12 protein-coding genes and 2 pseudogenes are annotated in these 13,364 nt (G+C 36.7%); 7 read left to right on the top strand and 7 right to left on the bottom strand.

Features of this window, described 5'->3' with window-relative positions; translation table 11 throughout:
* Nucleotides 1–154: 154 nt before the first annotated feature.
* Nucleotides 155–634, bottom strand: coding sequence for a hypothetical protein (locus tag JOD17_RS16225; protein WP_204699006.1), 480 nt, complete (start codon nucleotides 632–634; stop codon nucleotides 155–157).
* A gap of 918 nt (nucleotides 635–1,552) precedes the next feature.
* Between JOD17_RS16225 and JOD17_RS16220 the strand changes: the two genes are divergently transcribed.
* Complete coding sequence (locus JOD17_RS16220) at nucleotides 1,553–2,005, top strand: TetR/AcrR family transcriptional regulator (protein WP_204699004.1); 453 nt, start codon at nucleotides 1,553–1,555, stop codon at nucleotides 2,003–2,005.
* Between the two features lie 1,646 nt (nucleotides 2,006–3,651).
* Here JOD17_RS16220 and JOD17_RS16215 read toward each other — a convergent pair.
* Entirely contained in the window at nucleotides 3,652–3,819 is a 168-nt protein-coding gene (locus JOD17_RS16215; protein WP_169967450.1) for a hypothetical protein, read from the bottom strand.
* A 493-nt stretch (nucleotides 3,820–4,312) separates the two neighbouring features.
* Here JOD17_RS16215 and JOD17_RS16210 point away from each other — a divergent pair, with 493 nt between their 5' ends.
* Nucleotides 4,313–5,179: an IS30 family transposase gene (locus JOD17_RS16210; RefSeq protein ID WP_239575632.1), complete on the top strand. Its 867-nt coding sequence runs from the start codon at nucleotides 4,313–4,315 to the stop codon at nucleotides 5,177–5,179.
* A 95-nt stretch (nucleotides 5,180–5,274) separates the two neighbouring features.
* Here the strand turns inward: JOD17_RS16210 and JOD17_RS16205 are convergent, their stop codons facing one another.
* The 5 genes from JOD17_RS16205 to JOD17_RS16185 all read right to left on the bottom strand — a co-directional run bounded on the left by JOD17_RS16205 (nucleotide 5,275) and on the right by JOD17_RS16185 (nucleotide 9,272).
* Nucleotides 5,275–5,814: a hypothetical protein gene (locus JOD17_RS16205; RefSeq protein ID WP_204699002.1), complete on the bottom strand. Its 540-nt coding sequence runs from the start codon at nucleotides 5,812–5,814 to the stop codon at nucleotides 5,275–5,277.
* Nucleotides 5,815–5,951: 137 nt separating this feature from the next.
* Complete coding sequence (locus JOD17_RS16200) at nucleotides 5,952–6,326, bottom strand: hypothetical protein (RefSeq protein ID WP_204699000.1); 375 nt, start codon at nucleotides 6,324–6,326, stop codon at nucleotides 5,952–5,954.
* A gap of 318 nt (nucleotides 6,327–6,644) precedes the next feature.
* On the bottom strand, nucleotides 6,645–7,406 hold the full coding sequence (locus JOD17_RS21750) for an ArdC family protein (protein ID WP_338028818.1): 762 nt from the start codon (nucleotides 7,404–7,406) through the stop codon (nucleotides 6,645–6,647).
* A gap of 377 nt (nucleotides 7,407–7,783) precedes the next feature.
* Nucleotides 7,784–7,969: a hypothetical protein gene (locus JOD17_RS16190; protein ID WP_169967454.1), complete on the bottom strand. Its 186-nt coding sequence runs from the start codon at nucleotides 7,967–7,969 to the stop codon at nucleotides 7,784–7,786.
* A gap of 883 nt (nucleotides 7,970–8,852) precedes the next feature.
* Nucleotides 8,853–9,272 carry a hypothetical protein gene (locus tag JOD17_RS16185; protein WP_169967455.1) on the bottom strand — a complete coding sequence of 140 codons (420 nt, stop codon included), beginning with the start codon at nucleotides 9,270–9,272 and terminating at the stop codon, nucleotides 8,853–8,855.
* A gap of 198 nt (nucleotides 9,273–9,470) precedes the next feature.
* On the opposite strand from JOD17_RS16185, the pseudogene JOD17_RS16180 reads away from it, so the two are divergent.
* From JOD17_RS16180 to JOD17_RS16165, 5 genes and pseudogenes are all read left to right on the top strand, one after another.
* Nucleotides 9,471–9,755: pseudogene (locus tag JOD17_RS16180) on the top strand (chromate transporter); the annotation flags it as partial.
* A 908-nt stretch (nucleotides 9,756–10,663) separates the two neighbouring features.
* Nucleotides 10,664–10,789 carry a hypothetical protein gene (locus tag JOD17_RS21580; protein WP_275581888.1) on the top strand — a complete coding sequence of 42 codons (126 nt, stop codon included), beginning with the start codon at nucleotides 10,664–10,666 and terminating at the stop codon, nucleotides 10,787–10,789.
* 18 nt (nucleotides 10,790–10,807) lie between these two features.
* A complete protein-coding gene (locus JOD17_RS16175) occupies nucleotides 10,808–11,026 on the top strand; it encodes a hypothetical protein (protein ID WP_169967464.1) in 219 nt (72 codons plus the stop codon).
* Between the two features lie 14 nt (nucleotides 11,027–11,040).
* Nucleotides 11,041–11,808: a DUF6944 family repetitive protein gene (locus JOD17_RS16170; RefSeq protein ID WP_204698999.1), complete on the top strand. Its 768-nt coding sequence runs from the start codon at nucleotides 11,041–11,043 to the stop codon at nucleotides 11,806–11,808.
* A 115-nt stretch (nucleotides 11,809–11,923) separates the two neighbouring features.
* A pseudogene (locus tag JOD17_RS16165) lies at nucleotides 11,924–13,056 on the top strand (zinc-dependent alcohol dehydrogenase).
* Nucleotides 13,057–13,364: the final 308 nt, after the last annotated feature.

Below are 13,364 nucleotides of genomic sequence, written 5' to 3'. Positions count from 1 at the left end.
TCTTCTACCACTATAAATCATTGTCAAAATGCTTAAAACCTATTTTCACCCCGTTTTTAATGTTTATATAACATAGTGCGCAACACACCAACGAAAACGATGGTGTGTTGCGCTCATACCTCGACATTTTTATATCTAACATAGGTAACTCTAATTAATTTAATGCATTAAACAAGTTCTGACTGTCTCGATAAGTAGGGTATTCCAAGACCACACTTGGACAATGCTCACATACCCAGAAATGCGTTTCTTCACCTTCCAATTCCCCTTTTGTAATGGGTAAGGTACGGTATTCCATTGAGTCTTGCCAACAAAGCGGGCTATGCATCTGACCTCTAAATATTTCACGGTATTCATCGCTAATAAGGCTAATTCCTTGTAAAGGCATCCACTTAACCAGATCACGTTCATATAAGTGACCTTTTTCACTAGTTCCTTCATAACGAACTAAAAAATCGGCTTTTTTGTGTGATTTCAGTTCAAAGTTATCTTTATAAACAAAGCCATAATCAATGATATAATGGTCTTTTTCTTCTGTTATTAACCTGTGCGAAACAATTCTATGGTTTGGAAAGCTCTTCATTAACAAGTCTCGTACTCGATCTAATACCTCTTTTTTCATATCCTTTTTCATATCATGAGTCCTCCTAATTTTTACAATCCTTCCATAGTAAAAAAGTAAAGGCGCACCAAATTAGCACTTACGTTGCTGTGTTTTGTTGCGCCCTTTTGTTATATGTTTGTATCGCTGCAGCAACTAATTTAGCGAATACGTCTTACGTCCATAGGTAATCTCAGTTATATCATCAACAAGAACCTCATCATCTAACCATAAAATAAGAGTGTTCTAATGAAAAGACATGCATCTTATTCTTACATTTGATCTTATGATTATCAGAGGATACCAAAATAGTCTTAACATGACTTAACTCTGTTTTTAGTAAATCATAGATCTCTTCTTGTTTCTTTAACTTAGGATCTTCTGTGATTTCATCGTATATTGCTAAGAAGGTTCTATAATTATCAATACTGTTTTTTAACAGGTGCTTTTTTCTTTCATTAATGCAACTGCGCATCGTTGATCTCTCCTTTTGTTTTGGTAATTATAAAAAAGCATGACCAAAACCAATTAGTTAGCGGTTTTAGTCATGCCTTTGAATTCGTTTTGTTGTTAAAATTGCACCGAGCCTCTTGGCTTGTTTTCCTTCTTCCCAAGTTTGTTCAATACATCTCAATTGCTCCATTAAACGGTCGATTCGACTAGGAATGTTCTCCTGCTGAAACTTATCTACTAGTTCCTGCAGCTGGCAGTCCAGCGCCAAAAATTGCAATTGTTTTCTTCAGTTATATAGCCACCTTTTTTTGTTATAATTAAAACAACTGTTGTTGTCTTAAGGCAATTATAGAATGATATGTATGCTCCAACAACCAACAAAAAAGGATATATGTCGTGATAAGGAGAGAAAGTTTATGAAAGTAGAAGGGATACGTAATACCAAAACTAAGCAGTTAATCGAAGAGGCTTTTCAAGAAATATTAAAAAAGAAGGATATTGAATAATATAACGATTAAAAATATTACTGAAAAAGCTAATGTGAACAGAGTTACTTTTTATGCTCATTTTGATGATAAATATCAGTTATTTGATGATATGATTTATAAAACAATTTGTAAGGATATTTACGAAAAAGCTGGGAAATTACAAGAGTTAGATCGTAACCATATCGAAATTTTGTACACATCTATACATGCGTTTCTAAATACAATAGTAGAGAATTGCCCATATAGTTATATAAAATTGTTTCCTTTATTAAGAATCAAAATGATTGATGTTCTAAAAATGCATAGTGACTCTAAAACCATTGAAACAGAAATGAAAATGGATTCGTTTAGATCTATAATGATCTCTAGCATGCTTTATGAGGCAGCAGAAATCTCAATTCTAAAAAAATCAAACCTAAGTCAAAAAGAGTTATTGAAGCAATTAAATAACTTCATCTTTTAATTGCACTTTATGATTTTTCTTTAGCTAACGGTTAAAGAAAAACTACAACAATCTGGCCCGATTGTTGAAGACTTCTCCAGAAAAGGAGATTCCATCCTTAAAGTAAAATTCTTATATATTATCCTTGTTTGGAACCATAAAATTGCCAAAAGTAAAAAGAACCATCTCTATGTATGGTGGAGACAGCGGGAGTTAGATAAAGGATAAAATAACAAATGTATTATTAACAGGATCCCTTTACTTATCGAGGGGTAACGACTGTAGAGTATAAGTTTCATACATGCTACACCTCATCATAATTAATAAAAGCCAAGCACATTTATAACGTAGCAATTTGTCGAAAGTGACGGAAGCTGTGTACAACTCCCTCTCTAACATAATAAAATAGTCTAAATTTTTTGTCACTCAATATCCAGCCCCATATTCCTATAACTAACTTTGTTTGTTGCTTATAACGTCTTTAATTTCGTTACATACAATGATTTCAGAGGGAAACGTCTATTCATTCCTCCCGTTGATTCTTAGACGCTTCAAATCCCTCTATTTTACAGATGTATATATATATATATATATATATCAATGCGACTTTGAATATTCTATAAGTACCACTCCTGTGTGGTAAACCCAAACCATGACTTTGGGTAAACACGTCTCAATTATTGAGGCGTGTTTTTGTTTAGGAATGTATATAATTCCACCAATGGGTTATATTATAATTGCCCACTCCAATTTCCGCGTATATGCATACATTGACACGTCTTGTGATGAGACGTGTCTTTTATTAACACAGTGGTATACTTCCTTCAAAACTTGTACATACTTTTAATGTAGCAGCCCTGCGTATTGTTTTGTTTTCCATCAACTTTGACGCGCCTCTTTGCGAGGCTTGCTTTTTTTGTATATTTTATAAGTTATCCCACATACTACAATTGTCTCTCCCGAGACAATCCCTAGGTTATGATATTTAGTTGACACGCCTTTACTCTTTGGCGTGTTTTCATTTTCTAATAAAGCCGCGGAACCTTGATCCGAGGCTTCTTATGTAAAAACCACTACCCCAAACTAATTGGTATATATTAATATAAATTGGACACCATATTACTAAGGTTCGTCCATGAACCTGTATCAATTCTGCGGGCACGTTCTTTTGAGCGTGCCTTTCACATTAAAATTTTAGGACGCATATACTGAAATTGTGGAGGGAAACATCTACTATTCCCCTAAAATTTTAGATGCTCCAAAGCCCTCCACATTAATTTATAATGTATATTCCGCTGTAATTTTGTAAATTATATTAATGCCTCTCTCTTAGCAGTCTTACGTAATGATATTGTGGTTGGACACGTCTCTTCATTAAAATAAGACGTGTCTTTTTATTGTAACGATGTGCGATATGTAAAACTTCAATAATGGGCTAAATTATTAATGTCCACTCCAAAACCCGCATAAATGTATACATCACCTTACACGTCCCATTACGGGGCGTGCTTTTTTCTTTATCGACACATTTTAATTAATAACGCATACCATGATTTTGAAGGGTGAGGTCTGACCCCCCTATTAAAATTAGACGCTTTATCCCTTTACTAAAATTAATGTATTACCCCTGTAACCTTATTGAAAGTTACAGGGGGCTATTTTGACGATTAAGCTACAGGTCCTGTAGGTCCAGTAACTTCAGGTGGAGTATCTCCGTCTCCATACGGAGTACGATTGATTAAGTTGTTATTAATAACAATCAACCCACATTTATCTTCCTTTTTATGACAAGGCTTTTTTCGTTTTTTGTGGAATAAATGATCAAATTCACTCATGACGTCACCGCCAAATTGTAGATACGACCATCATATACAGCAACATAAAAATATGACTCTGCGTTTGACCTAAATTAATGAGTCCAATCATTTAATTATGTTTTGCATATATTTGAATATCACCTCCAGTGACCGAGAGCAAATTTTGTTTTCGGTCATTTTTTAGTTTTATGTATAATCACTAGTAGTCCAGGTTATCTTATGGATGTTCACTCCTAGTCCCCACATAAATATATACATCAACCTTTACACGCCTCTTAAGAGGCGTGCTCTTTTTGTGTGTTATCTGAGTTTCTATTTACATATTATCTTAGTATCCTACGGCATTAGGGTTATACGAAATCTTCCCTCTTTTTTGCGCATTCACCTGAGTGCGCCTTTTTTACGTGACGAATTGTAAAATCAAGTGCAACACCTAAAAATAAAGACAGCTCATGACAGCCTTGTGTAAGATGGATTGTAACCACACAAATACACCTACGGAGGCTTTGTCATGAGCTATCAACATCTTACCACATTTGAACGAGCGCGTATTGAAACGCTACAGAAAATAGGATATTCCATGCGGAAAATCTCCGATGAACTAAGAAGAAGTCCTTCCACGATATCAAGGGAGCTTCGTCGCAATACTGTCGTTACTCAAGAATACCGTTCTGAGATCGCACAAGACATCGCTCATAAGCGGCGCCTGGCCTGTCGCCCTGATGGGAAGTGGAGTCCTGAGCTCGCTCGGATTATACAAGAAAAGCTAGATCAAACGTGGTCTCCAGAGCAGATTGTAAATCGTCTATTTTTTGAAACGTTATCTTTCAAGACCTTGTACAGATGGCTTTATCAAGGGTTTCTCGAACGTAATGTTCACGTCCTGCGCCACAAGGGGAAACGTCAGAAACCAAAAGAAACACGTGGGCGTTTTAACATCGGTACTACCATTCAAAAGCGACCGAAAGATTCGAAAACGCGAAACATTTGGTCATTGGGAACTCGATACGGTCGTTTCGAGCCGTGGAAAAGTAAAGGTTGTATGGCTACGTTTATTGAGCGCAAGACACGTTGGTATATCGTCTTTAAGATGCCGAATCGTACGGCAGCTTCTATGGAGTCAGCCATTAAAAGCTTGCATACGTTACTGCCGTCCGGAGCGTTGAAAACAGCGACCGTGGACCGAGGAAAAGAATTTGCGTGCTATTCAAGGATCGAAGCCGATCTCCCACGCATCTATTTCGCAGATGCTTATTCGTCTTGGCAACGTGGGAGTAATGAGAATGCTCTTCGTTTAATTAATAGACGCCCACGCAAATGTTTAAATTGGAAAACGGCGCACGAGGCTTTTCAACATGAACTGTTGCACTTAGATTGACAAACCGTCACGTAAAAAAACCCCCACTAATGTGAGGGTTTACTACTTCACCATTAACAGCGTTTATTAATCGCAATAGTTGCACTATATCAAGATTAATTCCGTTCTTCGTATTCTTCTTTCCGATCTTCATGAAGCTTGAATGGACGATCTGTTATTTTATCTCCTACGAACAACGGAGCATCAATTTCTTCCCCATTGACAAGTATTTGCGTGGATTCATAACCAAATTCCATCATAATAAGTCCTACTTGCTCTTGAAACGCATCATTAAATGGTAAATGATAGTCGATATCATACAATTCTTCAGAAAAAGAAACAACAGCGACTCCATCATCGTTCTCCTGCACGTACTCAACTTCAACTCCTAGAGAAACAAGAATATCTCCCACTCCATGATCAGGGTCGCTTGCCCAAGTATGAATGGCAGCCCAATACAACTCATCTTCTTCAGCAGCATAAATCGTGGTATTCTCTTTAAATCTAGAATCGACTTCTTTTATGTCTTCTGAGTAGTAAAGATACACGGTTTCATTAATAGTATCCTCTTCAACAGAGGAAGCTTCAACATCCTGACCCCTCCATTTTATCGATTGTATCACATTATTTAATGACCCTGTATCTCTTAAAATCATGCAAATAATGTCTTATGATAACCTCTCTGTGTGACCGCTGTCTTATTTCTTATTCTACTAATATAAAGAAAAAAAGATGATTATATTTGTCTCACTTCCATATTAGCGGATTTAATAATACGCCCTTACTTCTTGATCTAGTTAGAATTCCAAGTCACACGTACAAATCCTTTAAATGGGTCAACTTCTTTGAATAATTGATCACCATTAGACCAATAAACCTTCACTTGCTCTCTTTTGATTTGAATTGCCATCGATGTTGCATGCAATAAAAAAAACCTATCCTCAAAATAAACCATTGATCCGTTCTTGCAACATAACCATAAGAACGGTTTTTTTGGATCTTTTAATATGAACCCAACGTCAGTTACAAACTCACCAAAGCCTTTCTGCTGAATTTCCTTTGCAATTAACGTCATTCGGTCAATAGCAACGTGCGCTTTCTTCTCTTCCTGTAACCGCTCAATGATAGACATTGCATCTTCTTTATTCATATGATTGATCCTTTCCACAAACTCTAACCACCGAAGCAGCAATAGAGTTTACTGCCTCGTAGCTAGAGGGGAAGGCGTAGTTTTATTTGTTAGTTAAGCTCGTAGCCTACATCTGAATAAGCAGGGATGATGATATAGTTAATTATCGCTCGGGCTTCTTGGTCACTTTCTGCAAGAAGCGGTTCTGCAAAGACGTTAGTAAAATCACTCGTGATAAGACGGCTCATCATTCGATTTTCGATGCAACAGGTTAGTGAAGTCATTCCATTACTTGTTTTCTGTTAGCAGATGGACACCATCAACAAGTGCATAATCTTTCACACCTTTTGTGTACCTTTACGCATGTGTCGCCACCTCGTCTTCCATCGTTACTTCCAATTGGCTATCCGCATTCATATAGTCATAGGCTTTTTCCGCTAAACTAGCAGCACGAACCAACATTTGGGGATCACCCTGAAGCTTTTGCAACCAGGACTGAATGTACGCAGATGTATTCTCAATCGTTTTATGATCGATTTGTGCGGTTCGACACAGTAGTGCTGCACCCATCTCCGCGATAAGTTCTTCATACGCATATGCCGTACTTCCAAACTTATTTTGCAAATTGCGATTGAGTCGATTAACATGCCCTGTGGAATGCGTCAACTCATGGAACAGCGTGGCATAGTATCCTTCAGCGGTATTGAATTTTCCGCTATCAGGCATCATAACGACATCTAATTGACTACTATAGGCTGCTTGTACACCGTTGATCACCTCGGGACGATCCGAATAAGCGTTTAACAACTGTTCGCAAGCATTAATGGAGCTATGATGTTGATGAACGATCACACGCTTAGGTTCCAATCCTTCAACTTGATGTTCGATGTTAAATACATTCGCTGCCTTGACCAATGGGATTATCTTTTCGTTATTTTCTTCTCTTTCGTCTTGTTGACTGTCATCTTCTTTGATCGTAATTGGCTTGTAGATGAGAATTTTCATTGCTTTTGACCCTTTTATGATGGTGCCACCTTCATCTTTGATCTGCTTAAACGTCGCCCACTCACCGCCCCCAAGAATCAATTGATTAAAACCACGATAACGCTCCATCGAGATGCGATTATTGGCACAGGATCCTAAAGGATATTAAGAACCAATTTATTGATTTTAGTCTCTAACATATTTTTTAATTTTCGGAAAATATATATACTAATGTCTACTGGTACATCATCTTTAGACAGTTCAGATCGTTTAAGAATCTTCTGTTTTACACCTTTGTTTGAAAGCTTCGTATCCCTTACTTTGATCATAAATACGACACCTTTTCCCGTGTTTAGTAGTAAGAAGCTTCTGCTCCTGTCTCGTAGTTGCAAAGTCTACTCTTTGCTTGTTTAGCGATGAAAAACAACAATTTATTGTTGTTTCAAGCTTTTCTTTTTTTAATAAAATTTTTTTATGTGAAATTAATTTCGTTAAAAAACAATACACAACCATTAACGGCCGCCTTTTGTTTTCCAATCTTCCAATCGATGATTGATGACTTTTACTTTAGGGAGGACACGGTCCCCGTATTGATTACTTATGAAAATTATTAGCCTTACCATATACGCATTGCGATCCAAAAAATTTGCAAGCTCATTTAATTTCTTCTGTTGAAATGCTGAAATACGTCTTCTCAAACCCTTCCCTCTTTAACTGCTAATTAGTATCTATCGACCTACAACTACTGATTCTCTGTCATTCGCAAATTCGCCAAGACAACCTCCTCACTGCGATACACACTTACGTATCGCATATTAAATATGTTCGCAGTGTCAGAAGGTGCATTTGCGCACAAACAATTGTTGGTATGAATCCTCTGTTTGTTCTCTTAAGTGAAACTGAGCTGCAGACTCTGTATAACTAACTTGATTATGTAAAAATGATACATAATGAGTAAACCCAACCTCTCTATCCTGTTCCTTGTTGTTAAGGATTAAATTCAAGGTCACACTTACAATCAATCCAAACCCGAGAATTCCTATTATGAAGTTCTTCAATGCATTAACCTACTTTCTTTAGAGCAGCCTCTGTAAGTAAGCTCGACCTGTTAGGCCGAGCTACTTGATTACTTATTGAAAGCTACTCCTTATGAAATTTAAAGTCATTGGCTCATTAGTTAATTATCTCGATATTCAAATTGGATTGACAAGTAGGTCATCGTTTACTCCATTTACCCCAATCTTTTATATGAATATATCAATCTGTTGAACCAAAGATGAAAAATGTAAATAAAAGCAATAGAATACTTAATAACAAAGTTATTATATTTTGATTTAATTTTACAAGATCATCTTGCTTCTTAATCAAAGAAAACATAGACAAAACGATGCCTCCAACAAACAGATAAGAGTAAGCAAAAGACAAAAGCAACATTAGACGATAGTCGAGCTAGTTGATCTAATAAAGTAGTAAAGAACAGCAGAATATACACTAACACATAATGATCCGATATTAGAGGCGTTGAAATAGTGCAACAAATTCCTCCTTAAATAAATCTATACTTGACTCAAGGGTACAGTCTCAATCAATATCAATTAGTTCAATCAATGTTGCTGTACCTTCTTCCGGTATTATAAAATGTTCATTTTCATAACCAGCATACATAATTCTACTTTCCTCTCCTGCATCACCAAGAATTAGATGTAAAATAGTATCTCCTGCGTCATGATCAACTAATAAATCATAAGCTGGCACAAGTTCCTCTGAATTTGCTCGTACCCCATCTGAGGCAGAATCTAAAACACTTTTCAAGGCATCTAATTCATTCTGTTCGGTTAGAATAGCTACTTCCGTATTTGCTCCAGAACCCCCATACTTTTCAAAGCTATAAAATTCCGCATTCGTTAAACCTTCAAAAGTATGAAATACTGTGCCACTACTTCCAAATAAACCGCATCCTGACAATATTAATAAAGGGATAAAAAACAGAATTTTCTTCAAATTAACACTCCTTTTTTATTTTGACTTTTATCTTAATTGATTACACATATTCATATCAACGATTATGGCAATAAACAGTAAAAAGAGTTTGTGAGTCGTTAACTGATAGTGAACTAGTGTCCATGACTTGATGACTATCCGAGTCATGATCATGATCAAGTTCGAATTCATCCAATGTTCGCTCAATAGTCAATGTTCAGTCTATTTCTACCAGCATTCCTCCTTATATTAGGAGCATTACCATTTTGGCATTCCTTAAGAGAAAATCGCAAAATTAAGGGGGCTTTTATGGGGGTTAATGCTGCTGTTGTAGGGATTCTAATCTCTGCATTTTACCAACCAATATGGACAAGTGCGATCTTAACACCAATCGACTTTACCTTGGCAGCATTGCTATTTTTCATGCTCGTATACTGGAAGCTCCCTCCATGGTTCATCGTTTTAACAGGTGCGATCGGAGGGGCTTTAATAGCGATATTTTAAAAAGGGATAGAATGTTATTATTACTTCAACACCTTTATTACACTCTATCAAATGATTGTTCTTCTAATCATCTAATTAAGTAAAGAGGCTGAGACAAAAGGTTTTCAGCCAATTAAAAAACCGAACTACTATTTGAAACTCTAATTTAGGGCTTCAAGTTAGTTCGGTTTTTATTATTTTCTCGTATTGAGTAACGAGCATTATTCGGCTTTACCAAGCCTCTTCTATAATATTTAACTTAAACCGCCACACACCCTTCTCACGGGTGATAATAGTCTTGTAAAGTCGCCATTGTCTTGTTTTAAGGATGGATGATCCACATTTAGGACGAACTTTCTTAATATAAGACTTATTCTAGTCAACATACTTCTAGCTGAATCATGAATAACCGTTGTCTAGTAATCGGTGCTCTGAAAACACAAGCTTTTAAAACCTTCCAGTGATAAGCCAAATCACATAATCCTTTGAAGTAATTTTGAAACGTTCCCCCTTTTTCGTTACCATAGGTCGTTAATTCTCATCTAAAAAACCACAATCTTTGAATTCCTCTACGTTTTCTATAATACTAACACTCAGACAAATTTCTTTGATACAACGATGACCATTCAAAGCGAACCATCGAATCGTTTGATCTAATCTTCCACCTTTTGCTTTAAAGCAGTATTTGTAGTCAGTAGACGCCCAACATTAACCGAAGTTTCTACCTTTTACCACTTCCTTCGAATTAATATCCCAAACACTATTGTGTAAGTATTACTTAACAAACTACACTTTGTAAGTGACGTTTGTTTTGTTTGTAACATATACTCGGTCACATAACTTTTACAAACAGGCTAAAGTACTTTAAGACCGTAACATTAATTTTTCGTTTGAATATTATAGGTAAAAATCCAAGGAGGCCACCACATATGGAGCTGAAAGATCAATCAAACTTTTTGCTAATTATTGTATTTGTTATTTATTCTTTATTCAGTTCAGGATATTCGAGGGATGATGAGGATACAGAGAACAGTGACATCGTGTTTTTAGTCTAATTATAAAGGAGCTTATCTATGGATAGTAAAGTTAAAAACATTCAACTAAGTGAACGTGAACTTCTAATGTTATGTAAAATTTTAACTGACACAGCCTCCAATCAATTGATTAAAATGAAACTAGGAAAAACGATGGATTATGATTATAAAACTTTAGGACCCATGCTTGTGAAAATAGGAAAGCAACTCCAAATAAATGAATCTTGGAATGATCTAGAATCCATCAATTATCAATGATTAAAGACAGCCTAATGCAACTTGAGAGGGTTGGAGCCTGGCTCGTCGCAATTGGAAATATCCTTCAAGCAGTTGGTGCGTCACAAAGAATAGATATAGCAGAGGATATTCGAAATTCATATAGCATTATTGGGTTAACGATTGAAGCAATTGGCATAGGCTTAATTATTGATAGTATTGACGAAGTTAATGAGGAAACCATTGGTACTAGTTTACAAGGCGTCGGTACGCTCACCGTTCTGTACGCCGCTTTAAGCGATTTTGACGAGTCTCAAACAACTGAACTTGATATTAAAGGAAACCTTATCCAGGCCTCAGGCGAAGCTTATACTTTAATAGGGGTTGAAGAGACTTTACATGAGTCTATATTTAACAAAGTGGGGTTCATCGGTGTATTCACTGTAATAATTGGAAATATTTCTGAGGCCATCGCAGGTGTTAAGGAACTTAACGGCATCCTGGCTGAGGAATTATTTGAATTTGGAGCAATTGCGCAAGCCGTAGGATCTATCGTGGGAGATGCCTTTATTACAGTTAAACAAGATGAGCTTTATGCGGTTTTAACTCAAAAGAAAGGCGTTTATGGTCCTCCTCGGTATTTAACCATTGATTGGGAGACTGCAAAACATTCAATAGAAAAGCTCTACAACCTTCAACCAGCTCTCGCCGTAACAGGGCATGGTATGTTTATGTCAGGAGCAGAACTTACGAATGGTTTACATCAACTCGTCGTTAACTTTGATCAGGCTTCCATACCAGATCACGGTAAGTATGTAGATTAACGTTGCTTTCCTGATAAGAAGGGACTAATTCACATTGTTCCTCTTAACCGTGCCTAGCTAGTATTGGAACTCTTAAAATCGTACATCCTAAGTGTTAACCAAGAGGAGTGATATTTTGAGAGCTGTAACTTATCAAGGAAAAAGTTCAATCGCTGTTAAGAAAATTGAGTACCCAAAAATTCAAGATCGTGAGGATGTAATTATTAAGGTCACGTCTACTGCAATTTGCGGCTCCGACCTTCACTTGTACCAAGGAAATTTCCCCTTACCAATTGGATATGTGATTGGGCATGAGCCAATGGGAATTGTGGAAGAAGTGGGGCCTGATGTAACGAAAGTAAAAAAGGGAGATCGTGTTGTAATCCCATTTACAATGGCTTGTGGTCAATGCCAATATTGCAATGATCATTTAGAAAGTCAATGTGATCAGGCAAACCCTCACTATGATTCAGGGGGATACCTAGGGTACTCAGAGAAATTCGGAGACTATCCTGGAGGTCAAGCGGAGTACCTACGTGTTCCTTTTGGCAACTACACGCCGTTTCTAATTCCAGAAGACTGTGAACTTGAAGATGATCACTTACTATTTTTATCAGATGTCCTTCCAACAGCCTATTGGAGTGTCGAAAATGCCGGCGTAAAAAAAGGGGATACCGTCATCGTATTAGGTAGTGGGCCAATCGGTATTATGGTTCAACAGTTTGCCTGGCAAAAAGGGGCGGAACGTGTGATTGCTGTGGATTACATGGATTACCGCCTTCAACACGCAAAGAAACAAAACCAAGTAGAAATTTTTGATTTTACGAAGGATAAGGACACAGGAGAGACACTTAAAGAAATGACGAAAGGGGGGGCTGACGTCGTAATTGACTGTGTCGGAATGGACGGTAAAAAATCTCCACTAGAGTTTGTGGAACAAAAATTAAAATTACAAGGTGGAACCCTCGGACCTATACAAATTGCAACAAAAGCTGTAAAAAAAGCTGGGACGGTTCAGATTACGGGTGTTTACGGTGGACTTTACAATATGTTCCCTCTTGGTCCATTTTCACAAGAAATGTGACGCTAAAAATGGGACAAGCTCCTGCACGTTCTTATATGGATCTTTTGTATAATAAAATTATTCGTAAAGAAATCGATCCTACCAAGATTATTACACATCAAATGCCATTACATGATGCAGCAATCGGTTACGATCTTTTTAACAAGAAAAAAGACAATTGTATTAAAGTTGTCTTGAAACCTTAATTTGTTATTTAATGACTATCTTTATCATGACTCACTAAAAATGTGTCTATAAACTAACTTTAACAAACTCAACTTCTGCATTACGCAAACTCAACCTCATGTAATGCTGCATTGCACCAGCCAAATATGCTTCTCTAGTCTTATTCCACAACACAACAAAGAATGCTTGGCACAACACCTTGCTTTCTTTGTTTGCTGTTATTGAAATCTCTGCTCAGTAGTCATGACAGAAATTTCGTCTTTTATTCTGCAATAAGTTTCAGCTGATTTGGATCTAAAAAGCTAAAATTTCTTTTTAAACGTTTCTA

The sequence above is a fragment of the Geomicrobium sediminis genome, assembly GCF_016908595.1.
GTDB classification, from domain to species: Bacteria; Bacillota; Bacilli; order Bacillales; family Marinococcaceae; genus Geomicrobium_A; species Geomicrobium_A sediminis.
This window is presented reverse-complemented; position numbering and strand designations above follow the sequence as displayed.

What these genes read in the sequence shown, in the direction of transcription:
- JOD17_RS16205 (WP_204699002.1), bottom strand. Translation starts at nt 5,814, where the DNA reads ATGATTTTAAGAGATACAGGGTCATTAAATAATGTGATACAATCGATA.
- JOD17_RS21580 (WP_275581888.1), top strand. Translation starts at nt 10,664, where the DNA reads ATGGAGCTGAAAGATCAATCAAACTTTTTGCTAATTATTGTATTTGTT.
- JOD17_RS16175 (WP_169967464.1), top strand. Translation starts at nt 10,808, where the DNA reads ATGGATAGTAAAGTTAAAAACATTCAACTAAGTGAACGTGAACTTCTA.
- JOD17_RS16170 (WP_204698999.1), top strand. Translation starts at nt 11,041, where the DNA reads ATGCAACTTGAGAGGGTTGGAGCCTGGCTCGTCGCAATTGGAAATATC.
- JOD17_RS16210 (WP_239575632.1), top strand. Translation starts at nt 4,313, where the DNA reads ATGAGCTATCAACATCTTACCACATTTGAACGAGCGCGTATTGAAACG.
- JOD17_RS16225 (WP_204699006.1), bottom strand. Translation starts at nt 634, where the DNA reads ATGAAAAAGGATATGAAAAAAGAGGTATTAGATCGAGTACGAGACTTG.
- JOD17_RS16215 (WP_169967450.1), bottom strand. Translation starts at nt 3,819, where the DNA reads ATGAGTGAATTTGATCATTTATTCCACAAAAAACGAAAAAAGCCTTGT.